20 protein-coding genes and 2 pseudogenes are annotated in these 22,189 nt (G+C 42.3%); 12 read left to right on the top strand and 10 right to left on the bottom strand.

Going from position 1 to position 22,189, the window contains the following annotated elements; genetic code table 11:
• Nucleotides 1-20: 20 nt before the first annotated feature.
• The 10 genes from motA to cheZ all read left to right on the top strand — a co-directional run bounded on the left by motA (nt 21) and on the right by cheZ (nt 11,397).
• Nucleotides 21-902 carry a flagellar motor stator protein MotA gene (gene motA / locus Xsto_RS11060; RefSeq protein WP_099125089.1) on the top strand — a complete coding sequence of 294 codons (882 nt, stop codon included), beginning with the start codon at nt 21-23 and terminating at the stop codon, nt 900-902.
• A 2-nt stretch (nt 903-904) separates the two neighbouring features.
• Complete coding sequence (gene motB, locus Xsto_RS11055) at nt 905-1,906, top strand: flagellar motor protein MotB (protein ID WP_099111803.1); 1,002 nt, start codon at nt 905-907, stop codon at nt 1,904-1,906.
• Nucleotides 1,907-1,912: 6 nt separating this feature from the next.
• Nucleotides 1,913-4,111, top strand: a complete 2,199-nt coding sequence (gene cheA / locus Xsto_RS11050; RefSeq protein WP_099125088.1) for a chemotaxis protein CheA — start codon at nt 1,913-1,915, stop codon at nt 4,109-4,111.
• A gap of 72 nt (nt 4,112-4,183) precedes the next feature.
• Entirely contained in the window at nt 4,184-4,681 is a 498-nt protein-coding gene (cheW, locus tag Xsto_RS11045) for a chemotaxis protein CheW (protein ID WP_099125087.1), read from the top strand.
• A gap of 187 nt (nt 4,682-4,868) precedes the next feature.
• On the top strand, nt 4,869-6,572 hold the full coding sequence (locus tag Xsto_RS11040; protein ID WP_099125086.1) for a methyl-accepting chemotaxis protein: 1,704 nt from the start codon (nt 4,869-4,871) through the stop codon (nt 6,570-6,572).
• Nucleotides 6,573-6,627: 55 nt separating this feature from the next.
• A complete protein-coding gene (locus tag Xsto_RS11035) occupies nt 6,628-8,250 on the top strand; it encodes a methyl-accepting chemotaxis protein (protein WP_099125085.1) in 1,623 nt (540 codons plus the stop codon).
• Between the two features lie 15 nt (nt 8,251-8,265).
• A complete protein-coding gene (cheR, locus tag Xsto_RS11030) occupies nt 8,266-9,153 on the top strand; it encodes a protein-glutamate O-methyltransferase CheR (protein ID WP_099111798.1) in 888 nt (295 codons plus the stop codon).
• On the top strand, nt 9,146-10,198 hold the full coding sequence (locus tag Xsto_RS11025; RefSeq protein WP_099111797.1) for a protein-glutamate methylesterase/protein-glutamine glutaminase: 1,053 nt from the start codon (nt 9,146-9,148) through the stop codon (nt 10,196-10,198). The genes cheR and Xsto_RS11025 overlap by 8 nt, the downstream gene beginning before the upstream one ends.
• 140 nt (nt 10,199-10,338) lie before the next feature.
• A complete protein-coding gene (cheY, locus tag Xsto_RS11020; protein ID WP_099111796.1) occupies nt 10,339-10,728 on the top strand; it encodes a chemotaxis response regulator CheY in 390 nt (129 codons plus the stop codon).
• A gap of 9 nt (nt 10,729-10,737) precedes the next feature.
• A complete protein-coding gene (cheZ, locus tag Xsto_RS11015) occupies nt 10,738-11,397 on the top strand; it encodes a protein phosphatase CheZ (protein WP_099125084.1) in 660 nt (219 codons plus the stop codon).
• Nucleotides 11,398-11,755: 358 nt separating this feature from the next.
• Here cheZ and Xsto_RS11010 read toward each other — a convergent pair whose 3' ends face one another.
• Together Xsto_RS11010 and Xsto_RS11005 are read right to left on the bottom strand one after the other, a co-directional pair.
• On the bottom strand, nt 11,756-12,811 hold the full coding sequence (locus Xsto_RS11010) for a hypothetical protein (RefSeq protein WP_099125083.1): 1,056 nt from the start codon (nt 12,809-12,811) through the stop codon (nt 11,756-11,758).
• Nucleotides 12,812-12,932: 121 nt separating this feature from the next.
• Nucleotides 12,933-13,946, bottom strand: coding sequence for a hypothetical protein (locus tag Xsto_RS11005; RefSeq protein WP_099111793.1), 1,014 nt, complete (start codon nt 13,944-13,946; stop codon nt 12,933-12,935).
• 973 nt (nt 13,947-14,919) lie between these two features.
• Between Xsto_RS11005 and Xsto_RS11000 the strand changes: the two genes are divergently transcribed.
• Nucleotides 14,920-15,303, top strand: a complete 384-nt coding sequence (locus Xsto_RS11000) for a hypothetical protein (RefSeq protein WP_099125082.1) — start codon at nt 14,920-14,922, stop codon at nt 15,301-15,303.
• Between the two features lie 101 nt (nt 15,304-15,404).
• On the opposite strand, the pseudogene Xsto_RS10995 reads toward Xsto_RS11000, so the two are convergent.
• The 8 genes and pseudogenes from Xsto_RS10995 to Xsto_RS10960 form a co-directional block, all read right to left on the bottom strand.
• Nucleotides 15,405-15,479: pseudogene (locus tag Xsto_RS10995) on the bottom strand (arsenate reductase); the annotation flags it as partial.
• A gap of 52 nt (nt 15,480-15,531) precedes the next feature.
• A complete protein-coding gene (locus Xsto_RS10990; RefSeq protein ID WP_099111988.1) occupies nt 15,532-16,815 on the bottom strand; it encodes an arsenic transporter in 1,284 nt (427 codons plus the stop codon).
• 60 nt (nt 16,816-16,875) lie between these two features.
• Nucleotides 16,876-17,229, bottom strand: coding sequence for a metalloregulator ArsR/SmtB family transcription factor (locus tag Xsto_RS10985; protein WP_099111987.1), 354 nt, complete (start codon nt 17,227-17,229; stop codon nt 16,876-16,878).
• Nucleotides 17,230-17,782: 553 nt separating this feature from the next.
• Nucleotides 17,783-18,208, bottom strand: a complete 426-nt coding sequence (nudI, locus tag Xsto_RS10980; protein ID WP_099125081.1) for a nucleoside triphosphatase NudI — start codon at nt 18,206-18,208, stop codon at nt 17,783-17,785.
• Between the two features lies 1 nt (nt 18,209).
• Nucleotides 18,210-18,752 (bottom strand): annotated as a pseudogene (locus Xsto_RS10975) (deoxynucleoside kinase).
• Nucleotides 18,753-18,839: 87 nt separating this feature from the next.
• A complete protein-coding gene (locus tag Xsto_RS10970) occupies nt 18,840-19,283 on the bottom strand; it encodes a hypothetical protein (protein WP_099125079.1) in 444 nt (147 codons plus the stop codon).
• Between the two features lie 65 nt (nt 19,284-19,348).
• Nucleotides 19,349-20,272, bottom strand: a complete 924-nt coding sequence (locus Xsto_RS10965) for a diacylglycerol kinase catalytic domain-containing protein (RefSeq protein ID WP_099125078.1) — start codon at nt 20,270-20,272, stop codon at nt 19,349-19,351.
• Nucleotides 20,269-21,291, bottom strand: a complete 1,023-nt coding sequence (locus Xsto_RS10960) for an SPFH domain-containing protein (protein ID WP_099125077.1) — start codon at nt 21,289-21,291, stop codon at nt 20,269-20,271. Before Xsto_RS10960 ends, Xsto_RS10965 begins: the two co-directional genes overlap by 4 nt.
• A 152-nt stretch (nt 21,292-21,443) precedes the next feature.
• Between Xsto_RS10960 and Xsto_RS10955 the strand changes: the two genes are divergently transcribed.
• Nucleotides 21,444-22,157 carry an NUDIX domain-containing protein gene (locus tag Xsto_RS10955; protein WP_099125092.1) on the top strand — a complete coding sequence of 238 codons (714 nt, stop codon included), beginning with the start codon at nt 21,444-21,446 and terminating at the stop codon, nt 22,155-22,157.
• The last annotated feature ends 32 nt before the right edge of the window (nt 22,158-22,189 follow it).

Here is a 22,189-nt window from a genome sequence, read left to right as displayed (position 1 = left end):
ACTTAGCTAAAGGATATCGCGTGTTAGTACTTTTAGGATATATCGTGGTTTTTGGTGCGGTGATTGGAGGCTATCTGCTCGTCGGTGGCCACATGGGCGCACTTTATCAGCCAGCGGAATTTTTGATTATTGCAGGTGCGGGTATTGGGGCTTTTATCGTCGGTAACAATGGTAAGGCGATAAAGGCGACATTGCGTGTTTTACCAAAAATATTGCGTAGATCAAAATACAATAAAGCTATGTACATGGATCTGATGGCTTTGCAGTTCCGTCTTTTATCCAAATCCCGCCAGCATGGGCTTTTGTCTCTTGAGCGTGATATTGAGAATCCGCAACAAAGTGACATCTTCACACAGTATCCCCGTTTATTACAAGATCCTTACCTGATGAACTTCATCACGGATTATATGCGCTTGATCGTCAGCGGCAATATGAATCCACATGAGATCGAAGCCCTGATGGATGAAGAGATCGAGACTTATGAGCAGGAAAGTGAAGTCCCTGCGACCAGCCTGGCAATGGTGGGGGATTCATTACCAGCATTCGGTATCGTTGCAGCTGTGATGGGGGTTGTTAATGCACTGGGTTCGGCAGATAGACCAGCAGGTGAACTTGGCGTATTGATTGCTCATGCAATGGTAGGGACATTCCTCGGGATCTTACTGGCCTACGGTTTTGTGTCTCCACTGGCAACGTTGTTACGTCAGCGCAGCAGCGAGCAGATAAAAATGATGCAGTGTATCAAAGTGACTCTGCTTTCCAGCCTGAATGGTTATGCTCCACAGATCGCGGTTGAGTTTGGTCGTAAAACATTATTCCTCACAGATCGTCCTTCATTTACAGAACTTGAAGAGCATGTTCGCAGGGTTAAAGCCCCCGTACAACAAGAAGCTGAAGAATAATTATGAGAGCGAATAATGTTACTGTCGTCAGAGTAAAAAAGCGCAAAAGACATGGCCAGCATCATCATGGTGGGTCATGGAAAATTGCCTATGCCGATTTTATGACTGCAATGATGGCATTTTTTCTGGTCATGTGGCTGATATCGATTGCCAGCCCGCAGGAATTAACCAGCATTGCCGAATATTTTCGTACTCCCTTGCAGGTTGCAATAAACAAGGGTCAGCAAAGTAGTGATACAACAAATCCGATCCCGGGGGGAGGGGATGATGTTTTCCAGCAGGATGGAGAAGTCTTCCGCCAAACCAAACAGGTTGAAGTCAGTGAAGATCGCCGTCGTTTGGATCGGTTACGTCAGCAACTCGATCAGTTGATCATCACCGATCCTCGTCTTAAAGCACTACGTCCTCATTTATTGATTGACATGATGGATGAAGGTTTACGTATTCAGATCATCGACCGGGAAAATCGTCCGATGTTCATGATTGGTAGTGCGAAAGTCGAAAACCACATGAGTGACATTTTGCAGGCGATTGCGCCGATCTTAAATAGTATTCCAAATAAGGTCAGCCTGTCGGGTCATACTGATAATCTGCAATATATCAGTGGACAACGTGGTTACAGTAACTGGGAACTGTCTTCAGACAGGGCGAATGCGTCAAGACGGGAGCTGCTAATTGGTGGTCTGGATGAATCCAAAATTATGCGAGTTGTTGGAATGGCATCTACCGTCAGTATGCAGAAGGGAATTCCTGCTGATGCTCCTGTCAATCGCCGTATCAGTATTATTGTTCTGAATAAAGAAGCAGAACAACGGATTGAGCAGGAAAACAGTGGCGGCAACGCCATGACCGCTAACAGTAGTATGGATATACAAGAAGTCATCAGAATGGATTCGAATGAGGGAACGCCTTCTCAGCAACCCACCGGACAATCCAATGAAATCACTGTGCCGGAACAGACAAATATTGAATCGGCAAGTGATCCTAATAAGGTGACAGAGTAAGTAACGATGGATATTACCGCGTTTTATCAGACTTTTTTTGATGAGGCAGATGAACTATTGGCGGATATGGAGCAGCATTTATTGCTGCTCGATGCCGATGAGCCTGACCATGAACAGCTGAATGCCATTTTTCGCAGCGCCCACTCGATTAAAGGGGGCGCTGCGACTTTTGGTTTTTCCAAACTGCAACAAACCACGCATGTTTTAGAGAATCTGCTGGATAGTGCCAGACGTGACGAAATACGCCTGACAACTGACATTATCAACCTGTTTTTAGAAGCGAAAGATATTATGCAGCAACAACTGGATGCCTATAAAAGTTCTCAGGAGCCAGATGAAGATACATTTAATTATATCTGCGAAACATTGCGCCAACTTGCATTAGAGTTACAGGAAGAGCAGCAGAATATCGCTGATTCTACTGAACCATCTGAATTTGAACCTGTAACGGAAGAGATTATTCAGCATGTAGCAGAAATTCAGGAAAAGCAGGAAGAACACGTAGCACCTGTAGAACAGCCTGAAGAAAAAAATCTTCTGATGACAACTCCCGCTTCAGCCACAGAACAGGGACGGATCCGTGTTCACCTATCCGGGCTGAAAGAGCGCGAAGTTGCTTTGATGAAAGATGAGTTGGGGCATCTTGGTGAAATTTATGATGTCGAACAAACAACAGACAGCCTTGAAGCTTCTTTAATCACCTCTGCAACAGAAGATGATATCACCGCGGTATTGTGTTTTGTGGTTGAGCCAGAACAGATAACCTTCTTGCCTGTAGTAGAGTCTCAACAGGTTGAAGTAAAAACAGAAGAAAATACGACTCAGCCTACGGTACAGGAAGCTTCGGTAACGGCTAATACAATAGACTCCACTCCTGATGTGGAAAAGGAGTTGGCTCAATTACCAGCGTCATCATCGGCTGATACCAAGAAAAAAACTGATGTTACTGAAGCGGGTCGTCCGGCACCTCGTCCGATGGCGGGTTCTCCGCGTCAGCGTGTAGAATCTTCCAGTATTCGTGTCGCCGTTGAGAAAGTCGATCAGCTTATTAATCTGGTGGGTGAATTAGTTATTACTCAATCTATGCTGGCACAGCACTGTGATGCTCTGGAACCGACAATACACAGCGAATTGCTGAGTTGTATGGCGCAATTGCAGCGAAATTCCCGTGATTTGCAGGAATCTGTTATGTCGATCCGAATGATGCCGATGGAATATGTGTTCAGTCGTTATCCACGTCTGGTGCGGGATCTGGCGGGTAAGCTGAACAAAAAAGTGGAACTGACATTAATTGGTAGTTCCACTGAGCTGGATAAGAGTCTGATCGAACGAATTATCGACCCACTGACGCATCTAGTCCGTAATAGCCTTGATCATGGTATCGAAACGCCGGAAAAACGCCTCGCCGCGGGTAAATCGGAAACAGGTAATCTGACACTGGCTGCTGAGCATCAGGGTGGCAATATCTGCATTGAAGTTATTGACGATGGTGCGGGACTGAATCGTGAGAAGATCTTAGCCAAAGCTCAGTCTCAGGGACTGGCGGTCAATGAAAACATGAGTAATGAAGAAGTTGCCATGCTGATCTTCGCCCCCGGATTTTCTACTGCAGAAATTGTCACAGATGTTTCTGGTCGTGGTGTGGGAATGGATGTGGTTAAACGTAACATTCAGGACATGGGCGGACAGATCCAGATCAACTTTCAGGAAGGGAAGGGGACAGTTATCCGTATTTTGCTGCCACTGACCTTGGCGATATTGGATGGTATGTCTGTCAAAGTGAATGATGAAGTCTTCATTTTACCCCTGAGTGCTGTGGTCAGTTCCTTACAGCCGCAGGAGGAAGATATTTATCCGCTGGCGGGAGATGAAAAACTATTGCAGGTGCGTGGTGAATATCTGCCTTTACTGGAACTGTATCGGATATTTGACATTCCGGGCGCAGAAACGGCACCGACGAAAGGCATTGCTGTGATTGTACAGAGTGCGGGACGCCGTTATGCATTACTGGTCGATAAACTGGTTGGGCAGCATCAGGTTGTTGTTAAAAATATCGAAAGTAACTATCGCAAAGTACCGGGTATTTCCGCTGCCACGATTATGGGCGATGGCAGTGTTGCTCTGATCATTGATATTCCTGCTTTGCAGAAACTTAACCATGAGCAGTTGGCCGTGCGTAAGGCGGAATTTGCAAACAAAAAATAACCCTTTTTTGTCATACCCGATGGATATATATCCAAAGATTTAAGTCACACACAATAGATAGAAGGTAACACAATGCCAGCCATAGACGAATTCAGTAAGTTATCAGGAGAAACAGCCGGAAAGGAATATCTGGTTTTCACTCTGGGTGATGAAGAGTATGGAATTGAAATACTGAAAGTGCAGGAAATCCGTGGTTATGATCAGGTCACCCGCATTGCCAATACGCCTGCTTTTATCAAAGGGATCACCAATCTGCGTGGTGTAATTGTACCTATTATTGACTTGCGGATTAAATTTTCTCAGGAAGATGTGACTTACAATGATAACACCGTGGTCATCATCCTGAATCTGCTTAACCGGGTTGTAGGGATTGTTGTTGATGGTGTATCGGATGTGCTTTCTCTGAAAGATGATCAAATTTGTCCTGCTCCGGAATTTGCCGTCACACTGTCAACAGAGTATCTGACCGGACTTGGCTCCATTGAAGATCGTATGCTGATTTTGGTCGATATCGAAAAACTGCTTAACAGCGAAGAAATGGCTCTGGTGGATTCTGTCGCCAAAGAGTGATAATTCAGGGCTGCCACTCTCTTATCACATAAAGAGAGTCACGCCAAATAACAGCGTGAAAAGGCAGCCCGTTTTTGTTGTAGATCAAAAAAAATGCAGTAAAAACTCAATTTTTTGTATTACGCGTAAAGTTCCCTTTAAGGATGCCGATAACACTGGCATAGCAATTTATTACACAAGGGAAGTCATGTTTAACCGAATGAAAATAGTGACGGGGCTAATCTCAGTCATAATCTTATTTGGTGCTCTGCAATTTATGTCTAGCGGCCTGTTTTTTAATTCCATAAAAAATGATACCAAGGCCTTTGATACGCTGGATGAACTGCGGCAGCGGCAAAAATTACTTGATGAAAGCTGGATCAACCTGTTGCAGGCCCGTAATAACCTGAACCGTGTTGGCATCGTCTACATCATGCAAATAAACGGTGATCAGAGCGAATACAAAATTGATGATATTTTAGCAGAGGCTAAGGTTAATTTAGAGCGTGCAGAACGCCGTTTTCAGCAATTTGAACAAATGCCGAACTTGTCTATACGCGATCCAGAGCGTATGCAGCGTTTGAAACAAACTCATAGTGTCTATATCAATGCGCTTAAAGAGCTAGATGTATTGCTGGCAAAAAAAGAGTTTAAAGCATTTTTTGCCCAACCAACTACCATGTATCAAAACGCATTTGATACTGAATATATCTTCTATCTGGGTCAGAATGAAAAGCTGTATGAGCGGGTATCAGATGACGCTGATATAGCCTACCGTAACGTCATTATTAGCCTGATTTTTGTCTTTGTGTTGTTAATCGGTGTAATGACCGTGAGTTGGATTGGTTTACGCAAAGCATTAATCGATCCACTGAATAACCTGTTGGATTCTATTAAAGCCTTCTCAAGAGGTGACTTGACCAGAACGATTGATGTCTCCGGTAATAATGAAATGGGGGTGTTGTCTGTTGGTCTTAAGCACATGCAGGAAGAGCTAATCAATACCGTCAGAAGTGTTCATCACAGCACCGAAACCATCTATACCGGCACCAGCGAAATTGCTGCGGGTAACAATGATCTCTCTGCCCGTACTGAGCAGCAGGTGGCTTCATTGGAAGAAACTGCGGCCAGCATGGAAGAACTCACCGCAACAGTAAAACAGAATGCTGATAACGCCCGTCAGGCTAGTAATCTTGCTGATAATGCTTCCGAAATTGCCCGTAAGGGTGGCAAAGTGGTGGCGAACGTTGTTCAAACCATGCACGAAATTGCTGATAGTTCGCGCAAAATTTCAGATATCACTGGTGTGATTGATGCCATCGCCTTCCAGACCAATATTCTTGCTCTTAACGCAGCGGTAGAGGCCGCCCGTGCAGGTGAACACGGACGTGGTTTTGCCGTAGTTGCCGGAGAAGTCCGCAATCTGGCACAGCGTAGTGCCGAAGCTGCAAAAGAGATCAAATCACTGATTGAAGACTCTGTCAGCCGTACTGATACAGGGTCTGAGCTGGTGGAAAGTGCGGGTGAGACAATGAACAACATTGTCAACTCAGTGACCCGTGTAACTGACATCATGGGTGAAATTGCCTCAGCATCTGATGAGCAGAGCAGGGGAATCACTCAGGTTGGTGTTGCTATCTCTGAAATGGATAGAGTGACACAGCAGAACGCATCATTGGTCGAACAGTCTGCGGCAGCCGCAGCAGCTCTGGAAGAGCAGGCCATGATCCTGACCAAAGCAGTGGCAATATTTCAGTTACCGGAGCAGGCAGACAGGAAGCTGCCTGAAAAAAGAAAACATGAAGTTTTATCGACGAGAAAATCGCCGACCCCTCCAGCTAATAAAACGAATCCTCCCGTGCTGAAGAAAAGCAGTGACGTGGAAGACCCATCTAATTGGGAAACATTCTAAAAAATAATAGCGATAACTACGGCTGCATTATGCAGCCGTTCAACGAGGTGATTACATGTTAGGCAGGCTTCGCATATCAACCAGTTTGTATCTATTACTGATGATGTTTTGTATTATGCAAATGATTTCCAGTGGTCTATCGCTGGGAATCATTTATACAGATCAGTCATATATCGAAAGAATTGATTTGGGAACTCAGCGCAGGGATAGCCTGGGCGTGAGTTGGACTGCATTATTGCAAACGCGTAACACTCTGAACAAAATCGCCATTGCTCAAAAAGTAGGGCAACCCAAAGAACAAATCGATGCAATGGAAGCATTGCTCAAACATTCATTAAGTGAAGCAGAAAGAAGCTTTAACCAATTCACTTCTTTACCTCAGGTAGGAAAGAATGAAAAAAGGGATGGTCTATTAACTGACCTTGATCGCGCTTATCGGGACTATTTCAGTGCTCTGAAAGAGATGAAAGAATTTCTTTATGGCGGAGATTTTCAGGCTTTTCTTGACCAGCCGACAGAAGAATATCAGCTCAAAATGGAGCTTGCATATAAACATTATATGCAGTATCTCAACAAGAATATTGAAGATACGGTAGAGAATGCAGAGTTCTACTATAAAGTTGCTGTTGCCATGTTCTTTGGTTCCATTCTGATGGTGTTTATTGTTGCTATCGCAGCTCACTGGTGGCTGAAACGTAACCTGCTCAGGCCTTTTGACAATATGAGAGCCTGTTTTCAGGATGTGGCAGAAGGGCGGCTGGATAAAGAAGTTGCTGTTACCACTGACGATGAAATCGGCGATATATTCAGAAAACTACGCGATATGCAGAGATCGCTGATTAAATCCATATCATCGGTTCGAGATAATACTAATCAGATGTATATCGGCATTCAGGAAATTACGCAGGGTAACACTGATTTATCCTCACGTACTGAAGAACAGGCCGCTTCTCTGGAAGAAACAGCAGCCAGTATGGAACAGCTGACCGTCACCGTTAAACAGAACGCAGAACATGCCCGTCAGGCCAGCGCTCTTGCTGTTGCCGCTTCTCAGATCGCAACCAAAGGCGGAGAACAGACCAGCAGTGTTGTTGCGACAATGGATGAAATTGCTAATAGTTCGAAGAAAATCAGTGCAATTATCAGCGTGATTGACGGTATTGCGTTCCAGACCAATATTCTGGCACTGAACGCAGCGGTTGAAGCAGCACGTGCCGGCGAGCAGGGCAGAGGGTTCTCTGTGGTTGCCGGAGAAGTGCGTGATCTGGCGCAACGCAGTGCTGAAGCGGCAAAAGAGATCAAAATTCTGATTGATGAATCTGTTCACCGTGTTAATCAAGGTTCAGAGCTGGTGAATCATGCCGGACAAACTATGGATGAGCTGGTCAGGTCGGTCAATCAGGTTACTGACCTGATGACTGAAATTGCGGCGGCTTCCGATGAACAAAGTCGTGGTATTCATCAGGTAGCTCAGGCTGTGAGCCAGATGGATCAGGTCACTCAGCAAAATGCCGCATTAGTGGAACAATCCGCTGCTGCCGCATCTGCACTTGAAGATAAAGCAGATACATTGGTGAGAACCGTTGCTCAATTTGAACTGCCAAAAATGTCAGAATATGAGCACAACCATCAGGGATATACTGCATCAAAAATGACCGATGAGTATGCTGTAAATTAAGTACGCTGAGGTCAGATGAAATCCAACTTAACGGCTTCAAATACTGAAGCCACTGTACCGCTGAACTTTATGTTTCAGCGGCATACATTGTCGGATGCGCATTTTGAGCGTATCTGCCAATTTATTTACCAGCGGGCTGGTATTGTACTGGCAAAAAATAAACGAGAAATGGTTTACAACCGTCTGGTCAGGCGATTGCGTGTTCTGGGGTTTAATGATTTTGGTCAATATTTGTCGATTCTGGAACAGAACAGTCATAGTAAGGAATGGGAATTATTCGTTAATGCCCTGACAACTAATCTCACTGCATTTTTCAGGGAAGCCCACCATTTTCCGATTCTTGCGGCACATGCCGGTAAAAAAAATGGGGGGACTTACCGTGTCTGGAGTGCAGCCGCTTCAACCGGAGAAGAGCCGTACTCCATCGCCATGACGTTATGTGATGCGTTAGGGCATCGTTCAAACCGGATAAAAATCATTGCCAGTGATATTGATACTCAGGTACTGGAAAAAGCCCGTCAGGGCATTTATCGATTAGATGAACTACAGCATCTGAGTGACAGTCAAAAGAAAAAATACTTTTTCAAAGGTGTTGGTTTTTATGAAGGATATGCCAGAGTTCGCCCGGTGCTTACTGAAATGGTCAGCTTTCAGCATCTGAATTTACTGGATTCTGAGTGGGCACTTGAAGGTAAATTTGATGCGATTTTTTGTCGTAATGTCATGATTTATTTTGATAAAAAAACGCAGGAAAGAATTTTACGACATTTTGTCAATTTCTTAAAACCAGATGGTCTGCTCTTTGCCGGGCATTCCGAGAACGTTACTCAAATTAGCCGAGAGTTCTACTTGCAGGGACAGACCGTTTACGGTGTAGGTCAGGCAAGGAGGGGTCATGAATAAAATAACAGTTCTTTGTGTGGATGATTCGGCGCTGATGCGCCAAATCATGCGGGAAATTATCAATAGCCATCCTGACATGGAAGTTGTGGATTGTGCGCCTGATCCCTTTGTTGCCCGCGATTTAATCAAAAAGCATAACCCGCAGGTACTGACACTGGATGTCGAAATGCCACGGATGGACGGAATTGATTTTCTTGAAAAACTCATGCGGTTGCGCCCTATGCCCGTAGTGATGGTTTCCTCCCTGACGGGAAAAGGTTCGGAAATCACATTAAAAGCACTGGAATTAGGCGCGGTGGATTTTGTGACCAAGCCGCAGTTGGGGATCCGTGAAGGAATGCTGGCCTATAGCGAGCTGATTGCTGAGAAAATCAGAGCGGCGGCGCAGGCAAAAGTCAGCACGATGAAACCCATAGAGAAAGTTGACGCACCACTTAGTTTTAAGCCACTGTTATCCAGTGAAAAATTGATCGCGGTCGGGGCCTCTACCGGAGGGACTGAAGCAATTAAAAACCTGTTACAACCTTTGCCTATTACCAGCCCGGCACTCCTTATCACGCAGCATATGCCATCAGGTTTTACCCGCTCATTTGCCGAGCGGCTTAATAAACTGAGTCAGATTACTGTTAAAGAAGCGGAAGATGGTGAACGGGTTCTGCCGGGACATGCCTATATAGCGCCGGGAGATCGTCACATGGAACTGTGCCGTAGCGGTGCAAATTACCAAATCATGACCAGTAGTGCTCCACCGGTGAATCGTCATCGCCCTTCAGTCGATGTTTTGTTCCGATCCGTGGCCAAATATGCCGGGCGTAATGCGGTGGGGGTTATCCTGACTGGCATGGGAAGTGATGGTGCAGCGGGCTTACTGGAAATGAAAAAAGCGGGAGCTTATACACTGGCACAAAGTGAAGCGAGCTGCGTGGTCTTTGGTATGCCGAGGGCAGCGATCCAGCTGGGGGCTGTCGATGATGTGATGGATCTGCAAAAACTCAGCAGAACGATGCTGGCTAAAATCAGCACCGTGCAATCAGTTCGTATTTAATCGGGGCTGATTGAATTGAGTCATATTTAGGCCCGATGGATTTCAGATTACAGGATAGTAGTCTGAAAGATAAAGGGAATATTGAGTGTTAACTTTTACAGCACGATGCTGTCGGATGAACAAAATTTCAAGGAGTTTTTATGGCAAGTAAGGATTTAAGATTTCTGGTAGTTGATGACTTTTCAACCATGCGTCGGATTGTGCGTAATTTGCTGAAAGAACTGGGATTTAACAATGTTGATGAAGCACAGGACGGAGCAGAAGCCCTGACAAAACTTCGGACGGCTGAATTTGATTTTGTGATTTCTGACTGGAACATGCCTAACATTGATGGCCTAGAGTTACTGAAAACAATTCGTAGTGACAGTGAACTGGCTGCTTTACCGGTTCTGATGGTAACGGCGGAAGCAAAGAAAGAAAACATCATTGCAGCCGCACAGGCCGGAGCCAGTGGCTATGTTGTGAAACCATTTACTGCGGCAATTTTGGAAGAAAAGCTCAACAAAATTTTTGAAAAGTTGGGGCTCTAAGGAGACAAAATGAGTGAAAATCCAGTCATGCCTAGAAGAGATGAGGCGATTACAACCAGTGAAATAATCAGTCGTATCGGGCAGTTAACAAGAATGCTGCGAGATAGTCTGCGTGAACTGGGATTGGATCAAACCATTGCTCAGGCGGCTGAGGCGATCCCTGATGCGAGGGAACGATTGAATTACGTTGTCCAAATGACGGCACAGGCAGCAGAAAGAGTGTTGAATTGTGTTGAAGTGGCTCAGCCCCGCCAGAATGAATTAGAGGCTTCTGCAAAATCCCTGACTCAGCGCTGGGATGAGTGGTTTGCAAACCCGACTGATTTAGAACTGGCCGGGGCACGTTCTTTGGTCACGGACACGAGAAATTATCTCAATCTCGTACCGGAACATGCCGCATTTACCAATGCCCAACTACTTGAGATCATGATGGCACAAGACTTTCAGGATCTCACCGGGCAGGTAATCAAACGGATGATGGAAGTCATTCAGGAACTGGAAAAACAACTGGTTATGGTATTAATGGAAAATATACCTTCTGATCAGATGGCCAAAACGAAAAAAGAGAATGACAGTCTTCTTAATGGCCCGCAGGTCAACCAGGATGGGGTTGGCGTTATCGCCAACCAAGAACAGGTTGATGATTTATTGGATAGTTTAGGTTTTTGATAACGAGTAATACTACTTTAAAGAACACCCTATTAATGATTTGGCAGGCGGCTTGCCTGCCAAAACTCAATTTACTCATGGCGTTGTTGCTTAGATTTATTATTAAATCAATCAATTATAAAAATCATGTACCTTGTATCCATGATTTCATATTTTTTCCTAATGGCATTTTATACCAAGTCACTATATGTCAGATTCTGGGCGGGCTACCACAAAATAAGCAATTTTGGCTTCATCGTTCAAATTCAGCTATCTGCTGTGTGCTTCGTTATAGGCTATAGTGCATTCTCTTTTGGCGAGAAAGATGCCTGCTATACCACGGATCGCCTTTCTTAGCGCTCAGACTTCTTTAGTTAAATCATTGTGTTTGATAAATGGGTACCAGTGACTGTGCTATAGGGTAAAATACACGAGGTTTTTCTTTACAACTTTCCGAAGATACCACATTTCTTTTAGATTGAGATGGAGGAGAACCACCACATGAATTTTCCATACTAATAGCTGCTAATTCTAATTCTGTTGGAGTAATATCGCGATACACTATTCTCCGATTTAGCCGGGTAGCTAAAGTGCGAAAATATGACAGATTTGATGTCATTATAGGTATTCCGGCATCTGGTACTCCTCGAGGAAGCTGTGCTGTAAGTGCTGCGCTCATAACATCTCCCCTATCAGTATTTAATGGCCCTCCGTGAGTTTCAATACGTCTATGTTGTAAAATTGGATGAGTTAGGCCTAAAGTATGACCAAATTCATGAACCATAGTGAAATAAACTATCACATTCGCAATGTCCTGCTCTGAATATTTGCTAGATATCAGTGCTCGTAATGCGGTGAAGACTTCCTCAGAGAAATAAAATGTATTTGCTATAACTATTCCTGGATTCGTAAAATTCTTCACCGAATAATGACTTAGCATTTCATCGGGTAAAACGAGTGTTGTGTAAGCCAAATACCGGTTGGTAAGGGGGTGTGATGGATCCGTTACTGATGGAGGTGGAACTAAATATTCCTCTTGTGCGTCATTAGCTCTAGAAATCCAACAGTCCACTTCACTCGGTGAACTCTGAGTAATTTCAGTAAGTTGAATCGGGATTTGGGCTGATCTCAAACGTCGATTCCATAGGTTTGCTGCATAGCGTATTAATGGTGCGGTATTAACAGTAAGAGCTCTTGCGCCAATATTAACTGTCACTTGCCCTATATGTTCATCTATTCTATATCTCAAATTATTATTAAAAAACCGAACAGGACTATAAACTTGATCATTAATAGCATATGAATAAACGTGCCTGTTTGGATTATTGCGAGCATTCGGGTCAAAATTACTATCTGCTAAAACACTATCTGCTAAAACACTATCTGCTAAAACACTATATGCTGTTAATAATAAAACGAATAAAAAATATTTCATTTGAGACTCCATTTTTTCTAGGTGAGTAACACAGCTATAGAATGAAATATTGTGTGCATTTTTCTGTGATGTGAAAGATGCTTGTTATAGCAACTTACCGTTCAGTATTCTTAGACAAATTTTAGTTAAATAATTGTGTTTGATAAATGGGTACCAGTGACTGTGCTATAGGGTAAAATACACGAGGTTTTTCTTTACAACTTTCCGAAAGTGCAACATTTATTTTCGATTGAGATGAATGTAAACCACCACATGCATTTTCGGTAGCTATAGCGTTTAGTTCTAATTCTGATGGTCCGATATCATCATAGTTTAATCTTCTACCTAATTGGTCATGTAAGCGTCCAAAATATCCATCGTCAGCCCCCATTAATGGTGTTCTGGCGTCTGGTGCTCCTCGGGGAACGAGAGCTGTAATTGACTCTCCATAAAAATGTCCAGCTTCTAGATCTATAGGGTCCTGATGAGACCATTCAAAATCCCTCATATTTTCATTTGGATGGTGTAAACCTAAAGCATGGCCAATTTCATGAGACATAACATAATAAACTAGCATGTTTGCAATTTGTTGGTCTCCAATGCCTGAAGGCAATGCATCCCTGAATATATTGAATTCTTCATCTGAGAAATACATCTGATCTGATACAACAATGCCTGAAATATTAAAAAGTGGGTATACGTAACGATTCATAATTTGATCTGGTAAGATTAAAGTTGTCAGAGCATGTATATTATGTTGTCGTAAAAAACCTTGCTGGTTATATGCTGGGTCTGTCTCTGCTCTGGAGAACCAAAAATTAACTTCAGCCGGTGGGCCTTGAGGGACTTCAGTAAGGGTAATGGGGATACCCCTTTGGGCTAAGCGCCGTCGCCACATATCGAATGCATGACGTATTTCTGTTGCAGTATCAACAAGATAATGTCTTCCTCCATTAAAAACTGCAACCTGTCCTATATTACTTTCTATTAAATATCTTAGATGGTTATTGTAATATCGGGCTGGACTATAGACTTGATCATCAATGGCATAAGAGCAAGCATGCCTGTTCGGGTTTGTACGGGCAGCGGGATCATAATCCTGAGTAGCAAAAACATTAGATGCTGAGAATAATAGTATTAATAAAATATACTTCATCTTAGACTCTCTTAATTTTTTAATTTAAATAGTATTTATATTTTAATAAGTAGATTTAATTGAAGATGAAATGGTATAAACGTGATCTTTCAAAAATAGCACGTATCTATTATTTTACTTAAAACAAAGTGTTATGTATTAAATTACATTAATATAGTAAATGTAACATTGTTATAAGCGAAGTGAATGAGTTGATAATTATTTAAATAAACGACTGAAAGCATACGTATTGTATTATTGATTTAAAATAGTAATCTATTAATTCGCCATAAGTAAACCAGCGACTTGAAGAAAGCTAATATCTATATCTATTATAGTACAGGGTTATTATTTTTGTTATTTTTTTAGAGAAATTTCAATGTTTCTTCGCTATAACTATCATTATGATACATTATCATTATTCCAGTTATTTGATTTTTAATTCAAATTAGAGAATGTGTATGCTTAATATTACAGTGAGCCTGATCATTATCGCCATAAAGGGAAGTTACTGTACAGGTGCTTATGTGGCTTATTAAACCCTCCCTGAAGAAAAGTATCTTTTGAAAATGTCATTAAAATTATTAACCATTTAATGTCGTAAAAATATATTAATATTAAATTAATTAAATGGTTATAATTGAATTTAAACCAAAAATGATTAATTTTTTTTAATGGGGAATTAACTATTGTAATAATCCAGAAGTGGAACTACACTTAATTTTAGTAAATGATGGGTTATTATGATTCCTGACACTAAAATAGTTATTTCTAATCAAGTTAATAATGAAAAAATATATATACCATTGTATTTAAAATATAAGCGTTGAAGGTGGAGTCTTAATATTTGGTTTAATTTTATCGATTTTAATCTCATTTTTTATCTTCTTAATTACATATCAATATTTCCGGAAACGGTTAATGGATATGGCATGAGATTTAAATAGCGACGTTGTTTCAACAGGTTATTTATTAAAACCTAAAGGAATATAATATGAAAATTAAATTTATGATTGGCATTGTTATTATGATGCTTATGCAAGGTCATGCCTATGCTTTTGCTGGAAATTGTAAAAAAAACGAGGGACGTACGGGATATGTACAAGCCGTATATATTGGCGTGGATAATGGAAATGATGGTAGTGTTACTTTTAATTTTTTACCCGATGGTTCAAAAAAAACAGTAACAATCTCTTTTTATAATTACGTGAGTAGTAAACACAATGCAGTTTTTCCAGATGATGTGGTGGCTGCCGAAAATACACGGGTTGCCTTTTCACTTTTATTAACAGCCTATTCCTCTGGGTCACCGATAAAAATTATGCGGTGTTATGGGGACGGCGTGGTGGCGTTTGGAACGGGACAAAGCGGGCTTTAAATAGGATATATTATGGCGATAGGACGGGGATGAGAGGGAGTTGCTCAGTCATTTTGTAACGCTGTACTGTTTCCTATAGTGTCACCACAGGTCAGTAATACACTGTTACAGATCAATTCCAGTGTATTGCGCGAAACACCACAGGCCGGATTATGATAAATAGTGATATCTGCTATTACACATTCTCTTTCTGTTTAGCGGGAGATCCGGCCCATAATTAAAGGCTTATTAAAACGACAGGCGCAGTGCCAGTGCAGACAACGTCACAAAAAGAACCGGAATGGTCATTACTATCCCGACGCGGAAATAATAGCCCCATGAGATGATGATATTTTTCTGCGCGAGAACATGCAGCCAAAGTAACGTCGCCAGGCTCCCAATGGGCGTGATTTTAGGTCCCAGATCACTGCCAATAATATTGGCGTAAATCATAGCGTCTTTGATAACACCCGTTGCCATACTGGATTCAACAGAAAGTGCACCAACCAGAACGGTAGGCAAGTTATTCATCACCGATGACAGAATTGCTGTCAGGAAACCGGTGCCCAGTGTCGCTCCCCAAAGGCCGTAATCAGTTAAGGTATTCAGTATGCCAGACAGAACATCGGTGAGACCGACATTACGCAGGCCGTACACCACCAGATACATCCCAAGTGAAAAAATAACGATTTGCCAGGGTGCCTTTTTCAGTACGTTACCCGTATTGATCACATGACTTCGGCGAGCAACCAGCCAGAGGACAAGAGCGGCGACAGCGGCAACCAAACTCACAGGGACGCCTAAAGGCTCAAGGGCAAAGAAACCCATCAACAACAGGGCGAGCACAATCCAACCAGTTTTGAATGTGCGCACATCACGAATAGCCTCACGCGGTAATTTCAATTTCGCAACGTCATAGGTCTTCGGAATATCTTTGCGGAAAAACCAGTGCAACATGGCAAGCGTGGCGGTGACAGCGGCGATATCAACCGGCACCATTACTGAGGCATAATCATGAAATCCCAGTTTGAAGAAGTCAGCAGAGACAATATTCACCAGATTAGAAACGATCAAAGGTAAACTGGCTGTATCGGCAATAAATCCGGCTGCCATGACAAATGCCAGCGTGGCTCCCCGGCTGAAACCGAGCGCCAGAAGCATCGCAATCACTATCGGAGTCAGAATCAATGCCGCACCATCGTTTGCAAACAGTGCGGAAACACTGGCTCCGAGCAAGATAATGTAGGTGAAAAGCCAACGGCCTTTACCCCCTCCCCAACGTGCAACATGCAGGGCTGCCCATTCAAAAAAACCCGATTCATCAAGCAACAGACTGATGATAATTATAGCGATAAAGGCGGCCGTTGCGTTCCAGACAATTTGCCACACCACTTGAATATCACTGATATGCACAACACCTGTGATCAAGGCAAGTGTGGCACCAATGACGGCACTCCAGCCAATGCCAAGCCCCTTTGGTTGCCATATCACCAGAATCAGAGTCAGAACAAAAATTGCCCCTGCAAGCCACATAGTTTTCTCCTAAATATACACATGTGAAAAATCGAATATGTTTGAATAAATTTTTTCTTGTTACTGACAGGAGGATTTACCGCTTGTTGTCGAGTTGATCTTCTGGAGTCGCGTACTCAACTGAGCTATCTCAGCCTGCTGGCATTGAAACGCCTGTTCAAGGACATTAGCTGCCCAGACAGGGATATGTGGAGACAAACGATAGTAAATCCACTTGCCTTCACGTCTATCTAGAAGCAGCCCGGCTTCGCGAAGCATAGCCAGATGGCGAGAAGTTTTAGACTGCGGTTCCTGAAGTGCCGTTGAGATGTCGCAAACACACAGCTCGCCGGTCTCACGTAGCAACAACATGATGCGCAGGCGTGTCTCATCCGAAAGATATTTGAAAAAATGAAGTGGGGTAAGCTGAGTCATAAATACTCCTATTTCTGAACTGAATATCATACTCAGGAGTAACGACTCGTCAATAATACATTTGTTTAAGTGAATATGTTTTTGATGAACGGCTATATGTTGATGTTTCTACCCGAAGGTGAGCCTGACAAGCGCTCGGATCATCAATAAGTCTGATTACTCTAATCTGCGGAACGTATGAGGTGGGATTTTTCTAGCTCGTCGGATCAGAATGGCAAAAGTTTTTTAGCGTATTTGATGTAAAATCACGCAATACGTTTTGGCAAGTTCTAAGCTGAAGGTTGTTAATTTTTCAGATGGGGTTCGGGATAAGTTTGTCTTCACTCCGTTTTTCTCTTGAGCCACTCATCTTTTGATGAAGAAATTCGCTGGATGTGTAGTTGCGGATACAGGGTAGCAAATGCCGAGAGTTCGGGAACCACAACTCTGACTCTATATTCCGGTCTGGTGATGATATGCAGCATACTTCTGAGATCTGTAGATTGCAGCGTTAGAGTTGTTTAGCCCACCCCTGCCTTCATCATGGATGGCTGGGATGAGCCGGTGGAATTTATCAGATGATTCCTTTCTGGGTGAAGGTAACCCGTGTTGCTTCATTCAGATCCATGGTTTTCATGGCTTCTGGTGACACCCACGCAATTTCCTGAAATTCTTCGTTGAATGTAATGTTCCGGTTGGTACTGATACAGTCAAAGATAAGGTAAATCATGTAAATTTCTTCGGTAGTGCCATCCGGATACGTTTTAATCCGGATATCATCACGAAAAGCCCAAGGTTTCACTTCCGTTATTTCCAGAGCTTCGCCCAGCTCTTCCCTGATTTCTCGTCTCAGTGCTGCTTCCATTGTTTCGTTGGGTTCCATTCCTCCTCCGGACAATGCCCACTGACCCGGAAAAACACCACGATCAGATGCCATTTTACAAAGCAGGTATTCGCCATTATTCTGAATAATAGGACAGACAATTGTTCTTTGACGCATATCATCTCCGCAGCATATTTATTTTATTGATAACTATATCAGAAAATTCGTTAATATTATCCGGGCCTTGGCAAACCATCACTCTGCTCCGGAGATTTTCGGGAAGACTATTCAAGAAATATTGATACTCATCATGCCAGCCTTTTATCCATTTAATTTTTGTCACTTCATCAGGAAATTCTTTGGGGCGGATACCGTGAGTTTCATCAGCATGTAAATGTTGAAGAGAATGTTCTGCGGAATAATTAAGGAAAACGATAAGGTCTGGCACAGGAATAATATGATTTATTTCTTCCCATAATTGCATATATGCTCTGTGATGTGATTCATTAATATACCCCGTCTTCAGCATGAAATTAATAAATATGTAATCTTCAAGGTGAGAACGTTCCATCACCAGATTAAATCCCTTAGCAATCCAAGATATTATTAGCGTTTCAACGGTCAGTTTTTGAGGAAATGGGAGAGCTGACTTAAATCTTCTGGCGTTTTTGAGATTTTTAGTCAGCTCAGTAGCAGGGGCTTGTAACTGTTTCTCGTCCATCTTTTTACCTGTTTTAGTTGATAAATAAAATTTATTAAAAACAGTAAATTACATAAATTTAGAAACAGGGTCTTGATTATCGACACATTACCTTTGTTCTTGGTGGTTCTGTAGCATGAATATACTGTTTAATCTTTGTATTTCCTGATTGAAGAACTTATCTTCAGTAAAATTACAAGAAAAGGCTTCGAGCATATGGTTTATGAGAGATTTAATGTCAGTACTGGTGAGTAGTTGCGGTTTAATCAATATCTTATAAGCTGCTGAGACTTCATTCAAACTCATGCAATACTCATAACAACCAATCTCTATTGCATCAATGATTTCATTAGGTACGGTAGTGAAGTCCATATCACCCGTTTCAGATTTTCTCTGCATGTAGAGACAGACTTCTTCTAATAAGTCGAATGGGAAATTATCCTGATACTGATTAACATAGTCGATAAGCGCTTTTCTATAATATTCAGTATTATTATTTCCTATTAGACCAATACATTCTGAAAGTTTTGTATCTTGTACCCATGATTTCATATTTTGCCCTGATTTTAATCCAAGTCACTATATATTAGGTATTATCTGAACTAATACACTTAAATCTAGCTAATTAATTGTCCTTGTACGTTTGCGATATCAATTGACACAATGCAACCTGCATTAAAATGTAGATAGTCGTCTTCGATACCATCAGAAAAAATCACACCATTTTCAGGCATCAACGATTCCAATTGCAACGGTGAATGCTCCTCAATCGTGCCAAATACTAGTTGTATGCCTGTTGTTTTACTGGGAAAAGGCTCTCGTACACTGAATTGAAGTTTTCTCTCTCCCCAATCATACCCCTGAGACAAAGGGTGATAATCTGCTCCCATGATGGCCTGAGCTCCTGCTAAGATAGACTGAAACCACCCTGTTGAGCCTAATCCTGTTGAAACAATGATGCCAGATGAAGATTGGAGTTCTTGCTGCCCTCGCCACTTGATCATATAGCGTGCAGAAGTGTGGCTTTTGGGGCCAATAAACAAGTCATTCACCGCTAACAATGTCTGACCATCATTTGTTGTAGCCTGAGCAAAGGTAACGGATTTATTTGGCATCTTCTTTTTGATTGTACTCATAACAACATCACGAAGCTGACCCATTTCAAAAGGTAATAACTTACCGTCCCAGCGGGTAGGGTCAGGGTTAATGGCAATCACGGGTTGACCATTTAAGTATTTCAATGTGTTAGCTACCAGACCATCCTGTCCTATCACAATCACGATATCGTGAGAAGAAAACTGATAGCTCGGCAGTAATGATCTTTCTAGTAGTTGGAACCGTCCTAACGCTTTAAGGACGGACTCTGCTTGGGTTAACTGTTTTTGGTAGTGGTTATGTTCTTCAAGATAATCATTGGATTCGACATTATTATGCTCCAAATAAAATTTCGCTTGTGGCCATGTATTGAAACGCTCGATCAGTTCCTGTAATCGGGTTTTTCGGGTAACTAAGATAAAGCGAATATCCTCTATCCCATTCATGCTCTAGTCCCTTTTTTCATCATTTGACCGAATAAATCAGGAGAGATATTTAGTTCACCGATTTTGCCTGCATTCTGTGCCAAAGATTCAAATGCCATTGCCACTAATTGCTCTGGATTCATTTTAGCCAGTGCCATTGCTTTCAAGTTCTCAACAGGCAACTCGCGATACGCTTTCATTTTTGCTTCGATAGCATAAGCATCTGCATCTGACTGAGTTCGCTGATTTTCAACACGTAACGCGACAAGTTCATTGCGCTTCGCTTCCGCATTCACTTCTGCAATGAGTTTTTCCTGCTCAATTTCTGCTCTTTCGCGTAACAGGGTTCGTTCATTTTCTAATCGTGCCTCTTCGATTTCCTGTTGTTTGTTCTGTACAGATAAGTCCGTTTCTAACTCGGCCTCTTTGATCATACGTTCTTGCTCGACAGAAAATTTTCGTCTGGCATAAATAGCATTGTCGGCTTCCTTTAGTATCGATTCCCTCGCTTCAGCTTCAAGCGCTTTTAAGGTTTCTGGTGAAGGTGTGATTGCAGCAATCGACACATCGATAATATCAATACCGAGAGTTTCTAATGCTGACTGTGTATTCAGTTGATTACTTAAATGAATTACTAATAATTGGCTCATTAACAAAGCCTCACGCATTGATGTCGTTTGGATTTTTGCCTGAATCAATGTCTGAGCACTGCGTACCACTCTATCACTCAGTTTTAACGGGTCTTCGGAAGCATAAGATTTACCATCTTGTGTCAGGTTGTAATTCAGTACATCCGCCGTTTTTTCTGGGTTTTTTATCTGAAATGTGATTTGGCCTTGAATACGTAAGCTTTGGAAATCCGCAGTTTGAAGATTAAAAATAAACGGTGCTTCTAGAGCATTCAATGGTAATGCCGCAATAGAGGTTGTTGCTGCGTTGTACAAAAAACTGATCCCTTTACCTTGTTTAACTACCTTACCATTGACTGATTTAATGACGAAGGTTGATGAGTCTGCTTTGAAATAATTAATGTTAAACATAGCTATCTCCAGTTAGTGTCTCTATGACAATAACTGAATATTGTCTTATTGACACTAATTAATCAAGGATTAATTGTCTTAATGACAAAATGTTTTTTTAACGTATGATCGTCTTCATGGATAACCAAAATAACTCAGTAATAATTAATACAATGAATGAAAGCGAATATCTCAGCCACTACGATAGAAAGGATTACCTTTCACCCCTCCTGAGTGTCGATGCTGTGCTGTTTACCTATCATGATGAAGCCCTGAAGGTACTCCTTGTTGAGCGTGCAAACCATCCCGATAAAGGTATGTGGGGGCTACCGGGAGGATTTGTTGACGAAGATAAAGATGGGACTCTTGAAGAGACGATCTTAAGGAAGTTAAAAGAAAAAACAGGCGTGACTCCTCCCTATATTGAACAGCTATGTACTGTTGGTAACAACCAGCGCGATAAACGAGGATGGTCCGTCACTGTATGCTATACCGCGCTGATTGCTTATCAATCCTGTGAACATCATATTGATGCTGTCGAATCCGTTAAATGGGTTCCTATTGACGAAATAGAAACAATGCAGTTGGCTTTTGACCATACGCAGTTGTATCAGCAAGCCCGGGAGAGACTACAACAGAAATCACTGTATTCCATCGTACCTGGATTCGCACTACCTGAAGTTTTTACACTGACGGAATTACAGCATGTCCATGAAGTGTTAATTGGCAAAACATTACAAAAAAAATCTTTCAGACGCCGTTTAGAGCAAGCTGACTTATTGATTGATACTGGTAAGAAACGCCATGAGAGAGGCCGCCCAGCTAACTTGTACCGTCTCAAGGCGGAATCGGCTGATTACCGCTTTATTCGTAACTTAGAGTTTTAATCTATCTACAAATATGCTCTAGATGTAGTGAT

Source organism: Xenorhabdus stockiae (genome assembly GCF_002632825.1).
GTDB classification, from domain to species: Bacteria; Pseudomonadota; Gammaproteobacteria; order Enterobacterales; family Enterobacteriaceae; genus Xenorhabdus; species Xenorhabdus stockiae.
Note: the sequence above shows the minus strand (reverse complement) of the source record. Positions and strands in the feature narration are given on the sequence as shown.

What these genes read in the sequence shown, in the direction of transcription:
- Xsto_RS11005 (WP_099111793.1), bottom strand. Translation starts at nt 13,946, where the DNA reads ATGAAGTATATTTTATTAATACTATTATTCTCAGCATCTAATGTTTTT.
- Xsto_RS10990 (WP_099111988.1), bottom strand. Translation starts at nt 16,815, where the DNA reads ATGTGGCTTGCAGGGGCAATTTTTGTTCTGACTCTGATTCTGGTGATA.
- motB (WP_099111803.1), top strand. Translation starts at nt 905, where the DNA reads ATGAGAGCGAATAATGTTACTGTCGTCAGAGTAAAAAAGCGCAAAAGA.
- Xsto_RS10965 (WP_099125078.1), bottom strand. Translation starts at nt 20,272, where the DNA reads ATGAATGGGATAGAGGATATTCGCTTTATCTTAGTTACCCGAAAAACC.
- Xsto_RS11025 (WP_099111797.1), top strand. Translation starts at nt 9,146, where the DNA reads ATGAATAAAATAACAGTTCTTTGTGTGGATGATTCGGCGCTGATGCGC.
- nudI (WP_099125081.1), bottom strand. Translation starts at nt 18,208, where the DNA reads ATGCGTCAAAGAACAATTGTCTGTCCTATTATTCAGAATAATGGCGAA.
- cheZ (WP_099125084.1), top strand. Translation starts at nt 10,738, where the DNA reads ATGAGTGAAAATCCAGTCATGCCTAGAAGAGATGAGGCGATTACAACC.
- Xsto_RS11000 (WP_099125082.1), top strand. Translation starts at nt 14,920, where the DNA reads ATGAAAATTAAATTTATGATTGGCATTGTTATTATGATGCTTATGCAA.
- cheY (WP_099111796.1), top strand. Translation starts at nt 10,339, where the DNA reads ATGGCAAGTAAGGATTTAAGATTTCTGGTAGTTGATGACTTTTCAACC.
- cheW (WP_099125087.1), top strand. Translation starts at nt 4,184, where the DNA reads ATGCCAGCCATAGACGAATTCAGTAAGTTATCAGGAGAAACAGCCGGA.
- Xsto_RS10985 (WP_099111987.1), bottom strand. Translation starts at nt 17,229, where the DNA reads ATGACTCAGCTTACCCCACTTCATTTTTTCAAATATCTTTCGGATGAG.
- Xsto_RS11035 (WP_099125085.1), top strand. Translation starts at nt 6,628, where the DNA reads ATGTTAGGCAGGCTTCGCATATCAACCAGTTTGTATCTATTACTGATG.
- Xsto_RS10960 (WP_099125077.1), bottom strand. Translation starts at nt 21,291, where the DNA reads ATGTTTAACATTAATTATTTCAAAGCAGACTCATCAACCTTCGTCATT.
- Xsto_RS10970 (WP_099125079.1), bottom strand. Translation starts at nt 19,283, where the DNA reads ATGAAATCATGGGTACAAGATACAAAACTTTCAGAATGTATTGGTCTA.
- Xsto_RS11010 (WP_099125083.1), bottom strand. Translation starts at nt 12,811, where the DNA reads ATGAAATATTTTTTATTCGTTTTATTATTAACAGCATATAGTGTTTTA.
- cheA (WP_099125088.1), top strand. Translation starts at nt 1,913, where the DNA reads ATGGATATTACCGCGTTTTATCAGACTTTTTTTGATGAGGCAGATGAA.
- Xsto_RS10955 (WP_099125092.1), top strand. Translation starts at nt 21,444, where the DNA reads ATGAATGAAAGCGAATATCTCAGCCACTACGATAGAAAGGATTACCTT.
- cheR (WP_099111798.1), top strand. Translation starts at nt 8,266, where the DNA reads ATGAAATCCAACTTAACGGCTTCAAATACTGAAGCCACTGTACCGCTG.
- Xsto_RS11040 (WP_099125086.1), top strand. Translation starts at nt 4,869, where the DNA reads ATGTTTAACCGAATGAAAATAGTGACGGGGCTAATCTCAGTCATAATC.